Here is a 20,394-nt window from a genome sequence, read left to right as displayed (position 1 = left end):
GAATCGGCGTCTCGAGTCTGCGGTTCAGGAACCTGGGGATCAGTCACGCGTTCAGATTATCGCAGGCCTACGACACCGGTATCCTGGCAGAATGCCGCACCCGGTCATGTTCGACACCACCGACGAAATCCTCGCTCAGGTCCGAGCGCGGGCGCTCGCGCTCCCCGAAGCCACCGAGAAGATCGCGCACGGTCGGCCGACGTTCCGGTGCGGCAAGATGTTCGCGATGTACGGAGGCTCCCGTAGGGGCGAGACGAAGACGCCGTTGGACAACGCGCTCCTGTTCATCCCGGATCCCGGCGAACGCGAAGCACTCGTACAGGATCAGCGGTTCTTCGTGCCCGCCTATGTCGGAGCGTACGGCTGGCTCGGCATCGACCTCGCCCACCACGATGCCCCCGACGACTGTGGCTGGGACGAGGTTACCGAACTCCTCGACGCATCGTTCCGGCAGATCGCCCCGAAACGGGCGATCGCCGCACTCGACGCCGAATAACGCGCCTACTCGGCGGCGGTGACGACGGCGACCGCATCGGCGAGCGTCAGACGCCTGTCCCGGTCGCGCAGGACCCGCACCGCACGGACACTGTCGGTCGGGTCGGCGACGACCTCGCGCACCCGTTCCGGGGTCCACTCGCTTACCGCGCGGCGCGAGCGTCGACCTCTCACCGTGGTGCGAACATAGAACGCGGCCAGCACGACAACGACGACTGCCTGCCACCAATGGCCGTCGACCGCCGCTGCGACCGCGAGTATCGGCGCCGCCACGCAGACGGCAACTGTCGCCCACCTGATCGTCCGGTCCGGCGGACCGCCACGGCGATCTTTCGAGCTACTTGCCGCCATCGTGCTACAGGGCGTCCGGATCCTGCGACATCAGCTCGGAGGTCCGCGACACGATCCGCAACGCAGCGGCCGCCCACTCGGGCGAAGCATCAGCTAGACCGGTGTGCGGGGTGACGATGATGTTGTCGCGCAGCACTGTTCGAGGAAGCCCGATCTCGTCCACCACGACCGCCATTCGCTGCGCGAGTTCCTCCGCGCGCGGCTCGACGAGCGGACGCGACGGCGGCACGACACCTGCGAGCAGGATGCCGCCCTGGTCGAGGTACACCCCAAGCTGGTCCTTCGCACCGTCGGGAAGCGAGTGCGAGAAATCGACCGTCACCGAATAGGAGTCCAAGATCGGACAGAGTTCCGGATGCGGTCGGTCGCCGCCGTGCAGGATCATCGGACGTCCGATCACCGCAGCCATCTCCTCGAGACGCTGCGCGATCAGTGGCACGGGAACTGGCGGGATCGCGTCGAGCCGCGTCAACGGTTGGACGCTGCCGTTCAGCACTCGCTCAAGGTCCGGCTCGTCCAATTGGACGATGACCTGTGCACCGAGGCGACGCTCCAACTCGCGGACGTGATCGGACAGGCCGTCAGCCATCGACGCGATGACGTCCAGCCGGGCACCCTTGTCGCGAATCAACTTGTGTCCGTTGCGCAGTTCCACCCGAGCGCCGTAGGTGAACGGACCGCACAACTGCACTTTCAGGAGACGACCGGTGTCGATCAACCCTTCGGTGTCCCAGTGCTCCTCCAACGCGTCGAGGTCGCGCGCCAGGAAGTCCCGAGCCCGCCGCGTCACCGAACCGGGCCGTGACGTCATCCGGTAGACGTCGTGCACCACCTCGAACGGCATGTCGATCAACACGGCTCCCGCACGTCCGACCGAGTCGGCGCCCGCCCCACGGGCCGGCAACTCCGGTAGAAATGCGAAATCCGTTTCACCGGAGACTATCCGGACGGCCTCGGCCGGATCCACCCCCGGCATGGGTCCGATCCCGGTGCCCAGCCCCGAGGGCATGCCCTCGACGCGAGCGGTCACCTGGTCGCCTCGACCGTGTCCGCAATCCGGGCACAGCCCAGCACCAGGTCGCCGTTCGTGTCGTCGGCCGCATACAGGACCGCTGCCTGACCGCGCGCGACGCCGCGCAGCGGGGTACGTAGGTCGATCCGCACCGCCGGTCGGCCGTCCACTTCAATCGGAGTGGCAACCGCAGGCGCCAGACCACCGTGCGCGCGTACTTGCACCGTGCACTCGACCGGTCCGACGGGAGTCGTCCCCGACGTCCACACCGCTTTGACCGCCGTCATCGCCGACACGTCGAGATCCACCGCGGTCCCGACGGTGACGGTGCCCGATTCCGAATCAATTCGGGTGACATATCGCGGAGCACCGTCGGCCGTGGGCGCCTCGATGCCGAGCCCCTTGCGTTGCCCGACGGTGAAGCCGTGGACACCGTCATGGTCCGCGAGCTTCTCGCCGGTCGCCGAGTCGACGACCGCGCCCGGCCGGACACCGATTCGGGCGCCCAGGAATGCGCGGGTGTCACCGGAGGGGATGAAACAGATGTCGTGCGAGTCCGGCTTGTTCGCGACGGCGAGCCCGCGACGCTCGGCCTCCTCGCGGATCTGCGGCTTCGGGGTGTCACCGATCGGGAACATCGCCCGATCGAGTTGCTCGTGGTCGAGCACCGCCAACACGTACGACTGGTCTTTGTCGGCGTCCACGGCACGGCGCAGCTCGCCGTTGGCCAACCGCGCATAATGACCGGTTGCCAACGCGTCAAAGCCCAGAGCGTGCGCACGTTCGGCGAGCGCCGAAAATTTGATCTTCTCATTGCACGACAAGCACGGATTCGGCGTCTCCCCCGCCGCGTACGACGCGACGAACTCGTCGATCACGTCCTCCTTGAACCGGTCCGCGAAGTCCCACACGTAGAACGGGATGCCAAGGACGTCCGCTGCGCGGCGAGCATCGTCGGCGTCCTCCCGCGAGCAGCAGCCCCGTGAACCCGTCCGGAGTGCGCCCGGAGCCGTCGACAGCGCCAAGTGCACTCCGACGACGTCATGGCCCGCCTCGACCGCGCGCGCCGCCGCCACCGCCGAATCGACGCCACCACTCATGGCCGCAAGTACTCGCATTACCGTGTCCCTCCCGTTCGCGCCCCGGACGCCGACAGCGTCCCGGCCGCCCGCGCGCGCTCGGTGACCTCGTCGATCACCCGCGCCACCGCGGTCACATCATCGTCATCGTTGTCGTGGGCGAAAGAGAAGCGCAGCGAACCGCGCGCCGTCGCCTTGTCCAAGCCCATGGCCAGCAGTACGTGGCTCGCGGCCGCGACGCCCGCCGTGCAGGCGGAACCCGTTGAGCATTCGATGCCTTTGGCGTCGAGCAGCATCAGCAGCGAGTCGCCCTCGCAGCCATCGAACGACACATGCACGACCCCGGGCAACGCCGCGTCGGCGCCGCGTCCCAACGCACCGTTCACTGCGACGCCGCCGACCTCGGTCAACACGTCGCAGAGCCGCTCACGCAGGGCGACGATGTGGGCGGTGTGCTCGTCCCGGTGCTGGAGCGACCAGTGCAGCGCAGCGGCCATACCGGCCGCGGCCGCTACGTCTTGGGTGCCAGAGCGCAGATCGCGCTCGTGTCCGCCGCCTTGCAGCAATGGCGTGCATGCGACGTCACGACGCAACAGGAGTGCGCCCGCGCCCTGCGGTCCGCCGAACTTGTGTCCAGCGATACTCATCGCCGACAGGCCGCTCGCCGCGAAATCGACAGGGACGTGCCCAACGGCCGCGATGGCGTCCGAATGCACCGGAATTCCGTACTCCGCACCCAACCGGGCGACGTCGGCGATCGGCTGCACGGTGCCCACCTCGTTGTTGGCCCACATCACCGAGATCACCGCCACTGACTCGGCGTCCGCCACCAACACTTCACGCAGTGCGTCGAGGCTGACCACTCCGGTGTCGTCGACCGGCAGGACCACGAGATTCGCGCCGTGCTCATCCGCGAGCCACTGTGCCGGGTCAAGGATCGCGTGGTGCTCGACGGCCGACACGATCACCGTCCGGCGGCGGTCATCGTCACGACGTCGAGCCGCGTACACGCCCTTGAGCGCGAGATTGTCGGATTCGGTGCCACCGCTGGTGAAGATCACCTCGGACGGTCGAGCCCCCAGGTCACGCGCGATGGACTCGCGTGACTCCTCGAGGATGCGGCGCGCCCGACGGCCGGAGCCATGCAGCGACGACGAGTTTCCGGGCCTCGCCCACGCCGACTCCATGGCCGCACGAGCCTGGCCGACGAGGGCCGTGGAAGCTGCGTTGTCGAGGTAAGCAAAGTGCTGAAGCATGGACATGACCACACCACGATAGCCTCGGCAGGCGAACGGTAAGAAATCATCACCCGCAGCCTCCGGTCAGCGGACCACTTGTCCTACGGCCAGGACGCCTGCCGGGTCATGTTGGCGGGCCAAGGCTGCCAACCATGCACGGGTGTCTTCGTCGTAACAGCTGGCGATCACCGCGGGGTCCGAGGACGCCGCGAAGTTGGCCAGTCGGGCGCCGTCACTGAAGGGCGCGAACGCCGCCACGAGGGACTCCACAGCTCCGGGAACCAGCTCAGCGATCGGCGGGGCGAGCACACCGACGACCTGCACGTTTGCCACCGCGTTCGGGTGGCAGAACGCGCGGTGCTCGGCCGCCGGGCGGGCCAAGGCTCCGCCGAGGAGCCTGATCTCGGCCATCAGCAGCGGGCTCTGCACCGTCGGCCCGACCTGACCGAGGACGGCGGCGATCGTCTCCGCTGTGAGGTCGCGGAGCAGAATGGAATCCTCGAATGCGGGCACCGGGTCGGTCGGGTCGGCGTGGATCGCACCGATCGCCGCGTACGGCATCTGGGCGACGGCGTCGAGGATCGGCTGTGCCACATCGCGCATCGGCGCCAGGATCGCCGCGCCTGCCTCCGGGTCGGCGAGGCTCGCGAACCGTACCGCGACAGTCAGCCGACCAGCGAGCACGGGCGGCACGCCCGGCACATCCGGGAGTCGAAGCAGCGCAATGGACGTGTCCGCGTCGTCGGGCAGAGTCTGCGTCCACGCATGCCATGCATACAGGACGGCGGCCGCGTCGTCCCCGTCGAAGTACAGCGCGCCACCGTAGAAGAATCGCAGCGGAAGCAGATCGATCACCGCTTCGACGACGATGCCCAACGTTGCTTTTCCTCCGCGCAACCCCCAGAACAACTCGGCGTTCTCGTCTGGTGCGACGCGACGAATCGTTCCGTCTCCGGTGACGACCGTGAACTCACGCGCATAGTCGGCGGCGCTGCCGAGTGCGCGGACCATTGGGCCGACGCCCGCGCCGGTCAGCAGCCCGACCACGCCGACTCCGGGCGCCGAGCCGCAGACCGGTGCCAGTCCCAGTGGAGCCGTCGCATCGATGACGGACTGCCACCGTAGTCCGGCTCCGACGCGCGCCGTCCGTGCCGCCGAGTCGACGTGCAGTCGGTCCAGCTTCCCGGTGCGCACCAGCAGGGTCGTCCCGTCGATCGGCGTAGCTCCGTGGCCGGTGCAGTGCACAGCGACGGTCATCGCGTTGACCGCGGCGAATTCGACGACGGCCGCCACGTCGTCCGCGTCGAGGACGTCGACCACCGCCCACGGCCTGCGCGAGACGGCAACGTTGAACGCGATCGTCTGGTAGCCGGGGTCGGCGGGCCGGTGCACGGCGCCGCGGACGGCCGCGCGCAACGTCGCGATGTCGGCTCGGTCGATACTGCGTGTCGATTCGGTGGTCATGGCGCGCTCCTCTTCGTCGGCTGCGGCACCGGTGCCGCAGCGGTGAGGACAGCGTCACCGGCGTCGCTTGCCACCCGCTTGGAATGCGCTTGGATCGCCTGCTTCGAGCCCGGACCTAGCCACTCAGCAGGCTTCGCGCGCTCCGCGCCACTCTCGGCAGGTTGAGGATGAGGGCCTCGTCGACGATCTCGGCGAGTACGTCGTCACGCGCGGGCCCCGCGGGCGACCGCTCGGCCGCCAACAGTCGACAGCGGAGCAGGCCGGACGGGCTGTCGCACGTCGTGCAGAGCGCCCACGCGCGGGCGACTGCCGCATCACCTGAATCGGCGTCCCCGACCAGGTAGTGCAGCCGTGCGATCGACAGATCGACCGGCCCAACGCACCCGACCTGCCCGACGGTCGCGATGCAGCCCATGAACGGCGTCAGGTACGTCAGAAATGGCACCGCCCGGTTGACGATCCCCAACTCGGCGACGAGGTCGGCGAGCACGGTCGCTTGAGCGAGCGACGTCCAGAACATCGGGTGATCGTCCGCCGACCACAGATCGATCATGGCGCGGACCGTCGTCTCGTCACCTTGCGTCCATGCCACTGTGGCGACCCCGGCCGCCATGAGCCGGGCCACTTGGTCGTCGGGAGCCTCGGCGACGACCGCCGCCACCCAGTCCATCCGACCCAGCTCGTCAGTGCCGAGTACCTCGTCGATGAGTTCCCCGACCCCCTGCTGGCCGGCGAGCGCCATCAACGCGAGCATGCCCGACCCGGCGACGTACAGCTCGGTCTGCTGGTGAACCGCCATCGCGACACGGAAGTGCTCGCGAGCGAGATCGAAGTCCGCGTGCCAGACGGCGAGCGCCATCTCCATCCACCGCAGTTGGGCGCGTAGGACGGGCAGCCGCATGCGTTCGCTGCCCGCGATAGCGCGACGCAGGTGCGTCGCTGTCCCTGGCAGATCACCGAGCGTGAGGGCCGCCATGGTGACCACAGAGTCGGTGATGACTGCGTCCAGGGAACTGTCGGCGTGCGGGAGGTCGGCTATCCGCCGCGCCAGCTCCACCTGCTCCGCTGCGCGCGACGCGACTCCCGAATAGGTGATCAAGCGGGCGAGGGCCGCGTCGGCGGCAGCGTCTGAATCGCCGACTCGCGCGGCAGCGGCATCGGCGCGGTCCAGCAGACCGGCGGGGACGCCTGCGTCGTGGTGGTAACAGTGCCCGATCGCGAGTGCCCCGAGAATCCCGACGAGCGCGTCCGGCCGATCCGCGAATGTCTCGGCAGCCTGTTCGAGCACCGAATGCAGCGGTCCCGGTTCTTCAGCGGGTGACATCCACGGCCATCCGCCGCCCGCCCGCAGAAGCGTCCGGGCCAGGCGTCCAGCCGTGTCGCCGGTCTGGTCGGCGACGGCGTCGCGCAGTCGGGCTTCGACGGTGTCGAGCACGAGTTGCGCGCGCCCGGCGCGTGCGTGCGCCCGCAGCATCGCCACCAACAGTTCGTCGCGCTGCGCGAGGTCGACGTCGCGCCCCGCACTCGACTCGTACGTGGCCAACGCGCAGCCGTACCAGTAGGCCGCGTTCTCCGAATACCACCGGACCGTGGCTTCCTCCGCGGCGACACGACAGGCTGTCGCGACGGCCTCGACTTCGGCCACCGGTAGCGCCTCCAGCAGATGTCCGGCGCGAGCTTGGACCGCACCGGCACCGTCCTCGTCGCCGAGTACGTCGGCGATCCGCTGATGCATGCGGCACCGTCGAAGCGGGGCCAGCGACGAGGTCGCCTGTTCACGCAACAGGGCGTGCGCGAACGCCGGCTGCCCGCCCGTAATCTCCCATACGACGATCCGCTCGTCGGCGGCCTCGTCGAGACAGTCGGCGACGTCGCCGGTCGGGCGATCCATCACCCGGGCGAGCAGGGTGACGTCGATGTCCTCGCCGAGCAGCGCGGCGTAGCCGATCACCTCGCGCACCGGTGGATCCAGCGTGTCGAGGCGTCGACCCAGCACCGACCGAACGGCCTCCGGCATCAGCTCGGCGCGCTGGGTCGCCGGAAGCCTGGCGTACTCGGTGACGAACAGCGGGTTACCGCCGGTACGGACGGTGATCTCGGCGGCGTCGACCGCCGACAGACGCTCGTCGGTCACCATCCGCACCAGGTCGGCGACCTCGTCGCGAGTCAGTCGCGGCACCTGCACCACGTCGCCACCCGCACGGATCAGCGCATCGCGCAGCCGGCGGGTGGCTGGGCCGGTCTCCTCCTCACGAACCGTCAGGATCACCGTGAGACGTGTGTGCCGCATCACCGACGACAGGTAGCCGAGTAGGCCGGACGTCATCGCATCAGCCCATTGCACGTCGTCGACGACGAGGGTGACGGGTTCGTCAGCGGCCGTCACCTCCAACAGCTTCTGCACTCGTTCGTAGACGACGAACCGCGCGGTGTCGGCGTCGACGCCCGCCGGGATCGACAGCATCTCGTCCGGGTCACAGGCCAACTCTCGGCACAACTGGCGCAGCGGCCACCATGCGGGAATGCCCTCGGTATCGGGACAGCGCACCCACACCGTCGTCTCGCCGCGATTGTCGGCCAGTCGGGCGGCCTCGTGCGCGAGCCGGGTCTTGCCGATGCCTGCCGGGCCCACCAGCGCCAGCCAGCGGGTCCCGGATCGGCCCGGTGCGTACAACTGGCCGATCGTCTCGACGAGCGCGGTCCGTCCGACGAGTGGTGCAGGCAGGTCACGAGCGGTGTCGTCGGCGGCAACCGGATCATCGTGCCGGGCCCGCCGGGCGACGGGCTCCCGCGTCAGTTCGGCACCCGCCCAATGCGGGGGCCGCGGCCATGCGGCGATCTCCGGGTCGTGCCGAAGGATCGCGCCCTGCAGGTCACCGAGTTCGGCACTCGGATCCAGACCCAGTTCGTGGCCGATCGTTCGAGAGTGTTCGGTGAACACGGCCAATGCCTCGGCCGCCCGGCCCGCACGGTAGAGCGCGATCATGTGCAGCCAGACGCCCCGCTCACGCAGTGGGTCCGCGGACCGCAACGACGCGACCTCGCTGAGCGCCGAGCTGATCTCGCCTTTCGCGAGCAGTGCGGTCACGTGGACCTCGGTGACGCCGAGGCGTACCTCGGTGAGCGCCGCGGCCGGAACCGATACCCATTCGTGGTCACCGAACTCGGCGAGGAGGCTACCGTGCCACAAGCTCGCGGCCTCCGCCGACGCCGACTCCGCGTCGTCCCACCGCTGTTCGCCGCGTGCCTGATGCGCGGTACGCGCAAGATCCTCGAAGTTGACGACGTCGAGTGCCCCGTCACCGACATCGAGTCGGTAGCCCGGACTTACTCGTTGGATCGGCGACGCCTCGCCGTCCGCGTCGCGCAACAGTCGGCGCAAATTGGAGATGTATGCCTGCAGGCTGGTGTCCGCGGCAGTCGGTGGCGTCTCACCCCACACTGCGTCCACCAGTCGGTCCCTCGACACGACGGCCCCTCGACCGAGCAGCAGCGCCGCCAGGACTGCGCGCTGTTTCGGCGGGCCGAGGTCCACGGGGACACCGTCACCGATGACGGTCAGGGGGCCGAGGGTCCGATACTCACGCATCGACTCGCTCATTCACGAAGCGATCCTACGGCGCGAATCACGGGTCGGCGACCCGGTTTGCGACAGTCCCTCCGATCGGACGGCAACCGGACGGAGGCTGGCCCGCCCCAGCGTCGCGGCCGCGACGAACGCACCGGCGAGCGCGACGGCACAACTGATCCATAGGGCGACGACGAGCGCATCGGTGAACTCTTGGGCGGAGTCGGGCGTGAACGCCGACTGCGCCGGAAACACCGCCCCGAGGGCCGCGACGCCCAAGGCGATTCCCGACTGCCGGAAGACGTCGTTGACGCCGGTTGCCAGCCCGACATCGTCACTGTCGCTCTCGGACAAGACGATCGCGGACAGGACAGGGTTGAAGACTCCGGCCCCGACACAGGCGAGGAGGAAGCCCGGCACCAGATTCCATCCGCTGCTGTCCACAGACGCGACCGTCATCCACGCCATGCCACCCGCCACGCCGAACAGAGCCAGGGTGATCAGAGTTCGCGGTGCGACGACGTTCATCAGTTTGTCTGTCGCACCGGCGACGACGAGCATCATCGCGGTACCCGGCAGGTACACGAGCCCAGCCTGGATGGGCGACATCCCCAGCACACCCTGCAGATACAGCGTCACGTAGACGAACACCGCGAACATCGACGCGGAGATCGAGAACGTCGCCAACTGTGCGCCGGCGAAAGCGCGCGTGGCGAACAAGCCCAGCGGCAGCATCGGCTCGGCGACCGTCACCTCCACTGCGACAAACGCGACGAGCGCGGCGACGGCCAGCGCGAACATCACCAGGGTGCGCCCCGCGGACCAGCCGTTGTCGGCCGCCTCGAAGAAGCCGCCGGTCAGCGCTGCGAGAGCGACGATCGCTGTCAGTTGCCCGAGCCAGTCGCCCCGACGCGGCGCGGCACTGCGTGATTCGTCGATCCACCGGAGCGCGGCGAGCATCAGCGCGCCGACGGGCACGTTGATCAGGAAGATGCCTCGCCAGCCCACCCATTCGGTGAGCACGCCGCCGAGCAGCGGTCCGACGGCGAACGCGGCGCCGATCGTTGCCCCGTAGGCGGCCAACGCAGTCGTCCGAGCCTTCGTCCCGTCGTCGAACGCGTGCGCCAGGAGCGCGAGCGACGTCGCGAACAGCAGTGACGCGCCGAGCCCCTGCGCCACCCTGGCCGCGTTCAGGAATGCCATCCGGTCGGCGCTCGCGCACAGCACCGACGACACGGTGAAGACGATCGCGCCAACGATGAACACCCGTCGTCGTCCGACGCGGTCGGCCCACGCTCCCGCGCTCAGCACGGTGGCGGCCAGCGCCAACGTGTAGCCGTCGATGACCCACTTGAGGGCGCCGAGATCGGCGGCGAAGTCGAGCGAGATCGCCGGGAGTGCGGTGTTGACGACCGCGATGTCGAGCATCAGCATCGCGGTGGCCGCGCACACTACGGCGAGGGTGATCCGGCGGCGAGCGCCCCACCGCGGTGTCGTGTCAGTCATGAGAGTCCTCTCGAGTAGTCGATGAGGACAGCGTCACGACAGGTGCTTGGAGCTGACTTGCCGCAGGCTTGGCCCGCCGGTCACGCCACGGTCTGCTCCGATACCGGCGCGGTGACCATCCGGTCGGACAGACCGGAGGTCGGGTTGATCAGTCGCTGTGCCGCGTCCGCCAACTCCTGCCGACCTGGCACCGGAAGTTGCAGATCGAAGACGGTGACCGTCACCCGGAGATCGCATGCCGACACGATCCGGGTGAATGTGGACCCGACCGTGTCGTCACCGATGAATCCGGCGAGTGCCGCTGGACGGCCGACTTCGCTGTACGCCAGCCGGATCGGCAGCACCGGGACACCCGCGTCGACGGCCGCCTGGAAGAACGCCGGACGGAACCGTCCCGCCGCGCCACCGCACCACGTGGTGCCTTCGGGAAACACCGCGACGGCCCGCCCACGGTCGAGGACGTCCGTCACGCGCGCGATCATCGGGGCGAGCCGTCGCAGGTCGCCGCGCACATGCGGCAACACGCCGAACAGTCTCGCCACATAGCCGAAGCCCGCCATCTGCAGCACTTCCCGTTTGGCGACGAACCGTGCCGGCGCGACGGCGGCCACCGCGACGATGTCGAGGAAGGAGATGTGGTTGGCGACGATCAACGCTCCCCGCAGGCGCCTCGCCCCGGCCGGTCGTCGATCGTCGACATCGAGTCGGACACCCATCGAAGCCAGGCACAGTCGGGCGCTCACCCGCCAGTAACTGTGCCGAGCGCGGCGCGGCAATAGACAACTCAGCAGACCGACGGTGAGTAGGAAGACGACGGCTATGCCGAACGCGATGATCCGGGCCCCGATCCGCAGGCGCGACGCACGCGGAGTCGTCGGCACACAGTCGACACCGCACGGACTGGCGGGCACCCACTGGTTCACGTCGGTCAATCCGTGCCCTTGAGACGTGTCATCGCGCCACGTAGACGTTCGACGTACCGCGCTTCGCCTTGCGTCCGGTCCAGGACGGTGAGGAAGTCACCGACGTCGAAGACGTCGTCGAAGGCCGGCTCGCCGCAGACTCGCGCACCGAGTCGCGTGTAGCCGCGCAGTAGCGCGGGCAGCCTCAGCGTGGCCGGTGGCTCCAGCTCGTCGAGTGTCTTGCCGCCGACGTCGACGGCGATGTGCGGGAACACCTCCCATTGCGCGGCGTACCGGTCGCGCGCGAGGTCGCGGATACCGCGGAGTTCGCGCCCACGGCCCAGCGGCGAGTCGAGCGGCACCGACACACAACCCATCATGTAGCGGTAGCCGCCGTCTTCCAGGTAGCCCAGGAGCGCCGCCCACAACATCGCGGTGACCGAGCCGCTGCGGTGGCCTGGGTCGACGACCGCGCGCCCCATCTCGACAGTCTCGCCGCGGATGTCGTCGAGTTGCGCGAGATCGAACTCGCCTGCCGAATACCAACCGCCTGCGGCGATGGCGCGCGGCGGCGGTAGAACTCGGGCGCACCCGACGAGAGCGCCCGTCGGACGGTGGTGGACCAGCAGGTGTTCGCAGTAGTCGTCGAAACGGTCGCGGTCGCGCCCCGACTCGACGTCACCGATCGCGTCGGAGTAGCCAGGCTCGTTGGTGAAGACGTCGTACCGCAGCCGCTGCGCCGCGTCGACATCGTGGTGGTCCTCGCTGATTGCGACCTCGTAGTCGCCACCAGATAACAGGACCGTGCGCCCTGGCGACCTCGTGCGCCCTGACCAACTCGTGTGCCCTGCCGAACTCATCTGCTCTGCCGAACTCATCACTGTCATGCCTGCAGTCAACGAGACGGAGGGAACCTACTGGACACGGCGGAGTGACGTGTCCACACCCGCCACGTGAACAGACGGCCACACCGACCGCCCCGACAGCTACACCGACTAGACCGCGACGCTCAACGACGACGCCCGGCCGGAGGAATCCGGCCGGGCGTCATCGTCGAGTCGATCAGCGCGTGATTACTTGCGCTTGTTGACCGCTTCGGTCAGCTGCGGGGCGACGTTGAACAAGTCACCGACGATGCCGAAGTCGCTGATCTCGAAGATCGGCGCCTCTTCGTCCTTGTTGACGGCGATGATGGTCTTCGATGTCTGCATGCCCGCACGGTGCTGGATGGCGCCCGAAATGCCGAGCGCGATGTACAGCTGAGGCGAGACGGTCTTACCGGTCTGACCGACCTGGAACTGACCCGGGTAGTAACCGGAGTCGACCGCTGCACGCGAGGCGCCGACGGCCGCACCGAGCGAGTCCGCGAGGGCCTCGACGACGCTGAACTGATCGGCAGATCCGACACCGCGGCCGCCGGAGACGACGATCGACGCTTCGGTGAGCTCCGGGCGGTCTCCGCCGACGTTGGGCTCGAATCCGGTGATCTTGACGGCGTTCTCGGCATGCGCCGGAACCTCGACGTTGACGACCTCGCCAGCGCCTGCTGCCGGTGCGGCTTCGACGCCGCCCGGACGGACCGAGATCACCGGGGTGTCGCCGCCAGCCTGCGCGTCAACGGTGTACGCGCCACCGAAGATCGAATGGATGCCGACGCCGCCCTCACGGACGTCGACGACGTCAGTCAGCAGACCCGAGCCGAGACGAACCGCAAGTCGGCCCGAGATCTCTTTGCCTTCTGCGGTGGCGGCGACGAGCACGCCTGCCGCACCGGTCGACTCGGCGAGCGACGACAGTACGTCGACCTTCGGCGAGACGAGGTAGTTCGCGACCTCGTCCGACTCCGCGACGTAGATCTTTTCGGCACCGGCCTCGGCGAGGGCACCGGTGACTGCCGCGCCTGCGCCCGACTTGGCGACGACGACTGCCGACGGGCTGCCCAGAGCGCGGGCGGCGGTGATGAGTTCGCTGGTGACCTTCTTCAGCCCACCCTCGGTATCCTGCTCGACGAGCACGAGTACTTCAGCCATGATTGTTCTCCTGAATGTCTTTGGTAGTCGCTGGAACTGGGGCGGGGATCAGATGATCTTCTGGCCGACCAGGTATTCAGCGACCTTCACGCCGCCGTCGCCCTCGTCGGTGACGCGCTCGCCTGCGGACTTCGCGGCCTTCGGGGTGACACCGGTGACGGTGCTGCCCGCGTTCGCGAGGCCGACGGTGTCGGCGTCGACGCCGATCTCGGCCAGAGTCAGGACAGCGACTTCCTTCTTCTTCGCGGCCATGATGCCCTTGAAGGACGGGAAGCGCGGCTCATTGATCTTCTCGTTGACCGAGACGATCGCGGGCAGCGTGGCCTCGACGTGGAAGATGCCCTCGTCGGTTTCGCGCTCGCCGCGCAAGGTCTCGCCCTCGACCTCCAGCTTGCGCAGGTGCGTCAGGTGCGGGAGCTCCAGGTACTCGGCAACCATCGCCGGGACGGCGCCGACGCGACCGTCGGTCGCCTCGTTGCCCGCGATGACCATCTCGACGCCTTCGACTGTGCCGAGGGCGCTGGCGATGACGTATGCGGTCTGGACGGCGTCCGAGCCGTGCAGCAGATCGTCCTTGATGTGGATCGCCTTATCGGCGCCCATCGAGAGCGCCTTGCGGATCGCGTCGGTCGCGCGGTCGGGACCGACCGACAGGAGGGTCACCTCGCCTCCGTCGCGCTCCTTGATCTGCAGTGCTTCCTCGACCGCGCGCTCGTTGATCTCGTCGAGAACAGCGTCCGCAGCTTCGCGGTCCAGCGTGAAGTCGCCATCGGCGAGCTTTCGCTCGGACCAGGTGTCGGGAACCTGCTTGATCAGAACGACAATATTCGTCATGGGTCTGCGTCGACCTCCTGCGTCGGGTTCGGCAACTTACCGGCGGGTAAGGCCCTGGGTCATTATCACCTTAGCCGCTGTACACCGCGCCACAGAACGTGGCGTCTCTCATACGCGCGGATAGCGCGGTGCAAGTGGGGAGAACCCGTTCCACTACCCTCGTGCAAATGAGCGAACCGCAGGCCGCCGATCAGCTCGCCCTCACCGGCGAGCGAACCGTCCCGGGAATCCCCGCCGAGAACTACTGGTTCCGGCGCCACGAGGTGGCCTACGAGTACATCTTGCGGCGCTGCGCGGGCCGCGACGTCCTCGAGGCCGGATCCGGCGAAGGCTACGGCGCGTCGATGATCGCACGGTCCGCCCGATCGGTCTCGTGCGTCGACTACGACGAGCAGGCCGTCGCCCACACTCGCCGCGCGTATCCGGAACTCACCGTCCACCAAGGCAACCTGATCGACCTCCCGATCGACGACAACTCGGTCGACACCATTGTGAACTTCCAAGTCATCGAGCACCTGTGGGATCAGAGCGAATTCGTCCGCGAATGCCACCGCGTGCTGCGCGGCAGCGGTGAACTGTTCATGAGCACCCCGAACCGGATCACCTTCTCCCCTGGCCGCGACACTCCACTCAACCCGTTCCACACTCGCGAACTGTCGGCGAGTGACCTCGCCGAACTGCTGTCGGACGACGGTTTCGACCTCGTCGCGATGCTCGGTGTCTATCACGGCGAACGACTGCAGGAGTTGGACGCCAAGTGGGGCGGTTCGATCATCGACGCGCAGATCGATCGCGCTCTCGCGGGCGAACCGTGGCCGGACGAGCTCGCCGACGACGTCGCGGGCATCACGGTCGCCGACTTCGACATCCGTCTGTCCACGGACGCCGACATCGACGCCAGCCTCGACTTGCTGGCCGTCGCCGCACGCTACTGAACCCGAGGCGACGAATGCCCGACCGCGTACCCGGCCAATTCACCCTCGTCCTGCACTCGCATCTGCCGTGGCTGCCGAATCACGGGCGGTGGCCCGTCGGCGAAGAGTGGCTCTACCAGTCGTGGGCCGACAGCTATCTTCCGGTGTTCGGGGTGTTGCGGCGTCTCGCCGACGACGGGTTCACCGATCAGCTCGCACTCGGTATCACCCCGGTACTCGCCGCCCAACTCGACGACCCGTATGCGGCGGCGTCCATGTACGAGTGGCTCGCCGACTGGCAGTTGCGGGCGATCGAGGCCGCCACCTCCCGCGACCGGGACCGCGCCGAGTCGGGCACACGGGAGTTCCGTACGGCCGCAGCGGCGCTCGCCGACTTCGAGACGCATTGGCGGCACGGCGGGAGCCCGCAGATCCGTTCGCTCACGTCCTCCGGCGTGATGGAACTGCTCGGCGGCCCACTCGCCCACCCGTTCCAACCGCTTCTCGATCCGCGTCTGCGGCGTCTGTCATTGCGTGAGGGACTCGCGGACGCACAACTTCGGTGGGGGTCGACGCCGTCGGGCATCTGGGCGCCCGAATGCGCGTACACGCCGGGCATGGAGTCCGAGTACGCCGCGGCCGGGGTCCGGCATTTCATGGTCGACGGTCCGACGCTGCACGGCGACACCGCGCTCGGGCGTCCCGTCGGCGACAGCGACGTCGTCGCCTTCGGTCGGGACCTGACGGTCAGCTACCGGGTGTGGTCACCGAAGTCTGGGTATCCCGGGCACGCCGACTACCGCGATTTCCACACCTACGACCACGAGACGGGCTTCAAGTCGGTGCGTGTCACCGGCAAGACGGTGCCCGCCGATGCGAAGAAACCGTACGACCCGGCGCGCGTGGACGCGGCGATCGACAAGCACGTGGACGACTTCGTCGGCGCGGTGCGCGAACGTCTGGTCTCCGAATCCGACCGCATCGGTCGCCCGGCGCTCGTCGTCGCTGCCTTCGACACCGAACTCTACGGGCACTGGTGGCACGAGGGGCCGATCTGGCTGGAGCGCCTGCTCCGACGACTGCCCGAGGCCGGCGTCACCGTCGGCACATTGGAGACCGCCCGGCGCGACGGCTATGTCGGCGAACCGGTGGACCTTCCCGACTCATCGTGGGGCTCGGGGAAGGACTGGCGAGTCTGGGAAGGACCGCAGGTGCAGCATCTGGTGCAGTTGAACGAGGAGGTCACCGCGACCGCGCTGGACAGCCTCGACAAGCGGGTCTCGTCGGGCCCCGCACCTCGGGCCCGCGACGAGGTCGCCGACCAGCTCCTGCGCGAGACACTGATGACCGTCCAGTCGGATTGGCCGTTCATGGTCTCCAAGGACACGGCCGCCGGGTACGCGCACGACCGCGCGTACAAGCACGCGCACGCCACCCGAGAGATCTGCGCGGCGTCCGATACTGGCCACGACGAGCGGGCCCTGCGCCTGGCTCGTGGATGGCGCAACGCCGACAATCTGTTCGGCGCCCTCGACGCCCGACGTGTGGAGGAGCGGTGAACACGCCAGTGAAGGTCCTCATGGTCTCGTGGGAGTACCCGCCGGTCGTCGTCGGCGGTCTCGGCAGGCACGTGCACCACCTCGCCGAAGCACTCGCCGACCTGGGCGTCGACGTCACCGTCCTCACTCGCCGACCGTCGGGCACCGACGCTTCGACTCACCCGACCACGGACGCCGTCGTGAACGGTGTGCGGGTGATCGCCGTCGCCGAGGACCCGCCCGAATTCGACTTCGGCGTCGACATGATGGCGTGGACGCTCGCGATGGGACACGGTTTCATCCGTGCCGGGCTACGACTCCTCGGGCGCGGCTGGTCGCCGGACGTCGTCCATGCCCACGACTGGCTGGTGGCGCACCCGTCGGTGGCGCTCGCGGAGTTCTTCGACGTCCCGCTGATCGCGACGCTGCACGCGACGGAAGCTGGCAGGCACAGCGGCTGGGTGGCAGGGCACGTCAACCGCCAGGTGCATTCGGTCGAGGCGTGGCTCGCGGGCGACGCCGACTCCCTCATCACGTGTTCGGCGTCGATGCGCGAAGAAGCGATCCGACTGTTCGGCCCCGACCTCGCGCCGATCTCAGTGATCCACAACGGCATCGACGTCGACGCCTGGAGTTTCGCCCCACGCGCCGCGCATGCCGGTCCCCCCGAACTGCTGTTCGCCGGACGCCTCGAATACGAGAAAGGTGTGCAGGACCTGATCGCGGCGCTACCTGTGATCCGCCGCGCGCACCCGGGCACCACGCTGCGGATCGCGGGCGAGGGCACGCAGTTCGGCTGGCTGCACGAACTCGCTCGCACCCACGACGTGGTCGGTGCCGTCACGTTCCTCGGGACGATGGATCACGACCAGCTCGTCGCCTTGATGCATCGGTGCGACGCAATCGTCCTGCCCAGCCGCTACGAGCCGTTCGGGATCGTCGCCCTCGAAGCCGCCGCGACCGGCATCCCGCTCGTTACATCGACCGCGGGAGGTCTCGGTGAAGCCGTCACCGACGGCGAGACCGGGTGGACGTTCGACCCGTTCGATCCGATCGGCCTCGCCGACTCCGTCTGCGACCTTCTGGACCGTCCACAGGTCGCGGCGACTCGTGCTCGTCGCGCGGCCGAACGGCTCACCGAGGAGTTCACCTGGCGGGTCGTCGCGCAGCGGACCGCGGCGGTATATGCGAGCGCGCGCCGATGCGAGCGATCTGTGCGCGCGCGACCGGAGATCCCATTGCGGCCAATGCCTGATCGCGACCCGAACGTCGACGTTTAGCCGCGGCCACTCGTCGCCATCCCCCTCGACTAGCCCCGGCTCTTCTTGCGCTCGATGTCGGCTAGTGCGCGCTCGATCTCCGCACGCTGCTCCGCGCCGGCCTCCCACGCCTGTTGACGATTCTTGACGATGCGGGCCGGAGCGCCGACTGCGATCGAGTAGTCGGCGATCTCTCCGCGCACCACAGCGTGTGCGCCGAGGACGCAGCCGCGTCCGACGACTGTGTCGCGCAGCACCGTCACCTTCGCGGCCACCCACGTGTCGGGGCCGATACGGACCGGCCCCTTGACGATGCCCTGGTCTTTGATCGGCAGTTCGATGTGGTCGGTGACGTGGTCGAAGTCGACGATGTAGCACCAGTCGGCGACGAGCGTCGACCCGCCAATCTCGATGTCGAGGTATGCGTTGACCACATTGTTGCAACCGAACACTGTCTTGTCGCCGATCCGCAGGCTGCCCTCATGGCAGCGGATCGCGTTCCCGTCGCCGATGTGCACCCACCGGCCGATCTCCATGCGGGACAGTTCGGGAGTCGCGTGGATCTCTACGTTCTTGCCGAGGAACACCATGCCGCGCAGCACGACGTGCGGGTTGGTGAGCCGGAACTTCGCCAGCCGGTAATAGCGCACCAGATACCAGGGAGTCCAGGCGCGATTGCGGGTGATCCAACGCAACGAGTCGAGCGTCAGGAATCGGGCCTGCTCCGGATCCCGGCGTCGACCGGCCCGCCGGCGCGAACGGTAGGACGCGTTCCACATCGTGGTCATGACGACAAACCCTAATGGACCGCGCCCGGCCTGCGGAATCAGGATCAGGCGACACGATAGAGTCGTCCGCGAGCCCCGTCCACCGACATCAGGAGCACGATGACCCAGGCAGTCCGCCGACGACGCAGTTCACGCCTGGTGTTCGCAGCCTTGGCAGCTGTTCTGGCGCTGCTCGCGACCGCCTGCTCGGACGGTCATCACGATCTCCGGGCCCAGCCGTCAGCTGGTTGGTCGTCGTACGGCGGCAACGGCGCCAACGCGAACTTCGCCTATCCGCAGATCCCCGAGGATCTGCACCTGTCGTGGACGCGGCCTGCGGGCGGACGCATGCTGGCACAGGTCGCGATCAACAGTGGCGGCGACGTCGCCAGCACATCGCAGGCGCCAGCGGGATGCGACTTCCAGGTGCTCGATCCGCGGTCCGGCCGGAAGAACTTCTGCAAACGTCTCGGGAACGAGTCGGCGATCAACACGGCCTTCTACGACCAGCTGGGCCAGCCGTACATCGGTAAGCCCGGCCAATTCTTCGCGTACAGCAGCGGCGGAGCGATCCGATGGCGCCTGCGCACCGAAGGTCTGGGTCTGTCGGCGAAATCGGCCGGTCCGGGACGCGTGCTCATCGCCACGACCGGCGGTCAGGTGATGCTCGTGAACGCGCAGACGGGCAAGCTCGCGGCGCCGCAGAAGCGTTTGCGGCCCAAGCCGACCGCGTCCGATCCGACCGCGGGTGTCGACGAGTGTGTCGACGGCGGCCCGGAGTGCGCGATCGCCGCACCACCCGCGGTCGACGTGGCGGCAAAGCGGGCGTTCCTCAACGTCTTCCCGAACGGCGCCAAGAACTCTCAGCTCACCGCGCTGACCTACGTCGACGCCGCAGGCGAAGAGAAAGTCGACACGCTGTGGACCGCCGACCTCGGCGGAGGAATGGCTGGACCGGCGAGCCTGTCGGCAGACGGCAAGACCGCCTACGCGTTCGGCCGCGACAGCAAGCTGTACGCGGTCGACGCGTCGAACGGTCGCGTCCGCTGGTCGCACCGGCTCGACGATGCAGGCTTCTCGACACTGTCGGTGGCGCCGGACGGCACGATCGTCCCCGCGGGCAGTCTCGGTTCACCGCTGACGATCCTGCACGACGACGGTGACCACGTCACCGAGGTCGCTCGCCGCGACGACGTCGCGTCGGCGGGCGTCGGGACACAGACGACGGCAGGCACCGTCTGGACGGTCGTCCGCGAAGGTGCCGACCAGCAGCTGGTACTCACCGAGTTCGACACTAAGACCGGCAAGACGAAACGGTCACTGCCGCTGCCGGACGCATCCGGGTTCTCCACGGGTGTCGCCGTGTCGGCGACCGGTCAGCTCGTCGTCTCGGTCACGGGCGGGACCGTGTACTTCTTCGACCGACGTCCCTGACGT

At 68.3% G+C, this 20,394-nt stretch carries 17 protein-coding genes; 5 read left to right on the top strand and 12 right to left on the bottom strand.

The genetic code is table 11. The features are described from left to right. Positions 1–91 precede the first annotated feature (91 nt). Entirely contained in the window at positions 92–496 is a 405-nt protein-coding gene (locus tag MP11Mi_RS12755; protein ID WP_420039283.1) for an MmcQ/YjbR family DNA-binding protein, read from the top strand. 5 nt (positions 497–501) lie between these two features. Here the strand turns inward: MP11Mi_RS12755 and MP11Mi_RS12750 are convergent, their stop codons facing one another. The 11 genes from MP11Mi_RS12750 to MP11Mi_RS12700 form a co-directional block, all read right to left on the bottom strand. Next, positions 502–768 carry a hypothetical protein gene (locus MP11Mi_RS12750; protein ID WP_420039282.1) on the bottom strand — a complete coding sequence of 89 codons (267 nt, stop codon included), beginning with the start codon at positions 766–768 and terminating at the stop codon, positions 502–504. An 82-nt stretch (positions 769–850) separates the two neighbouring features. Beyond that, positions 851–1,876 carry a uroporphyrinogen decarboxylase/cobalamine-independent methonine synthase family protein gene (locus MP11Mi_RS12745; RefSeq protein WP_420039281.1) on the bottom strand — a complete coding sequence of 342 codons (1,026 nt, stop codon included), beginning with the start codon at positions 1,874–1,876 and terminating at the stop codon, positions 851–853. Next, positions 1,873–2,976 carry a tRNA 2-thiouridine(34) synthase MnmA gene (gene mnmA / locus MP11Mi_RS12740; RefSeq protein WP_420039280.1) on the bottom strand — a complete coding sequence of 368 codons (1,104 nt, stop codon included), beginning with the start codon at positions 2,974–2,976 and terminating at the stop codon, positions 1,873–1,875. Before mnmA ends, MP11Mi_RS12745 begins: the two co-directional genes overlap by 4 nt. Beyond that, on the bottom strand, positions 2,976–4,199 hold the full coding sequence (locus MP11Mi_RS12735) for a cysteine desulfurase family protein (RefSeq protein ID WP_420039279.1): 1,224 nt from the start codon (positions 4,197–4,199) through the stop codon (positions 2,976–2,978). The genes mnmA and MP11Mi_RS12735 overlap by 1 nt, the downstream gene beginning before the upstream one ends. Before the next feature lie 60 nt (positions 4,200–4,259). Further along, positions 4,260–5,639: an FAD-binding oxidoreductase gene (locus tag MP11Mi_RS12730; RefSeq protein ID WP_420039278.1), complete on the bottom strand. Its 1,380-nt coding sequence runs from the start codon at positions 5,637–5,639 to the stop codon at positions 4,260–4,262. A 115-nt stretch (positions 5,640–5,754) separates the two neighbouring features. After that, positions 5,755–9,240, bottom strand: a complete 3,486-nt coding sequence (locus MP11Mi_RS12725; protein ID WP_420039277.1) for a BTAD domain-containing putative transcriptional regulator — start codon at positions 9,238–9,240, stop codon at positions 5,755–5,757. Further along, on the bottom strand, positions 9,241–10,713 hold the full coding sequence (locus MP11Mi_RS12720; RefSeq protein WP_420039276.1) for an MFS transporter: 1,473 nt from the start codon (positions 10,711–10,713) through the stop codon (positions 9,241–9,243). Between the two features lie 80 nt (positions 10,714–10,793). Continuing rightward, on the bottom strand, positions 10,794–11,636 hold the full coding sequence (locus MP11Mi_RS12715; RefSeq protein WP_420042091.1) for a lysophospholipid acyltransferase family protein: 843 nt from the start codon (positions 11,634–11,636) through the stop codon (positions 10,794–10,796). Between the two features lie 5 nt (positions 11,637–11,641). Further along, positions 11,642–12,502: a GNAT family N-acetyltransferase gene (locus tag MP11Mi_RS12710; protein ID WP_420039275.1), complete on the bottom strand. Its 861-nt coding sequence runs from the start codon at positions 12,500–12,502 to the stop codon at positions 11,642–11,644. A gap of 186 nt (positions 12,503–12,688) precedes the next feature. After that, positions 12,689–13,645: an electron transfer flavoprotein subunit alpha/FixB family protein gene (locus tag MP11Mi_RS12705; RefSeq protein ID WP_420039274.1), complete on the bottom strand. Its 957-nt coding sequence runs from the start codon at positions 13,643–13,645 to the stop codon at positions 12,689–12,691. A gap of 48 nt (positions 13,646–13,693) precedes the next feature. Further along, entirely contained in the window at positions 13,694–14,479 is a 786-nt protein-coding gene (locus MP11Mi_RS12700; RefSeq protein WP_420039273.1) for an electron transfer flavoprotein subunit beta/FixA family protein, read from the bottom strand. A gap of 167 nt (positions 14,480–14,646) precedes the next feature. Between MP11Mi_RS12700 and MP11Mi_RS12695 the strand changes: the two genes are divergently transcribed. Genes MP11Mi_RS12695 through MP11Mi_RS12685 form a run of 3 tightly spaced genes read left to right on the top strand, consistent with a single transcriptional unit; the run spans position 14,647 to position 18,211 of the window. Beyond that, positions 14,647–15,414 (top strand): class I SAM-dependent methyltransferase, encoded by a 768-nt coding sequence (locus MP11Mi_RS12695; RefSeq protein ID WP_420039272.1) that lies wholly within the window; start codon positions 14,647–14,649, stop codon positions 15,412–15,414. A 14-nt stretch (positions 15,415–15,428) separates the two neighbouring features. Further along, positions 15,429–16,952: a glycoside hydrolase family 57 protein gene (locus tag MP11Mi_RS12690; RefSeq protein WP_420039271.1), complete on the top strand. Its 1,524-nt coding sequence runs from the start codon at positions 15,429–15,431 to the stop codon at positions 16,950–16,952. An 8-nt stretch (positions 16,953–16,960) separates the two neighbouring features. Further along, positions 16,961–18,211 carry a glycosyltransferase family 4 protein gene (locus MP11Mi_RS12685; protein WP_420042090.1) on the top strand — a complete coding sequence of 417 codons (1,251 nt, stop codon included), beginning with the start codon at positions 16,961–16,963 and terminating at the stop codon, positions 18,209–18,211. Positions 18,212–18,240: 29 nt separating this feature from the next. Here the strand turns inward: MP11Mi_RS12685 and MP11Mi_RS12680 are convergent, their stop codons facing one another. Continuing rightward, positions 18,241–18,978 (bottom strand): acyltransferase, encoded by a 738-nt coding sequence (locus MP11Mi_RS12680; protein ID WP_420039270.1) that lies wholly within the window; start codon positions 18,976–18,978, stop codon positions 18,241–18,243. 99 nt (positions 18,979–19,077) lie between these two features. Between MP11Mi_RS12680 and MP11Mi_RS12675 the strand changes: the two genes are divergently transcribed. Next, positions 19,078–20,391, top strand: coding sequence for an outer membrane protein assembly factor BamB family protein (locus MP11Mi_RS12675; protein ID WP_420039269.1), 1,314 nt, complete (start codon positions 19,078–19,080; stop codon positions 20,389–20,391). Positions 20,392–20,394: the final 3 nt, after the last annotated feature.

It is taken from the genome of Gordonia abscondita, from assembly GCF_032711245.1.
Classification (GTDB): domain Bacteria; phylum Actinomycetota; class Actinomycetes; order Mycobacteriales; family Mycobacteriaceae; genus Gordonia.
This window is presented reverse-complemented; position numbering and strand designations above follow the sequence as displayed.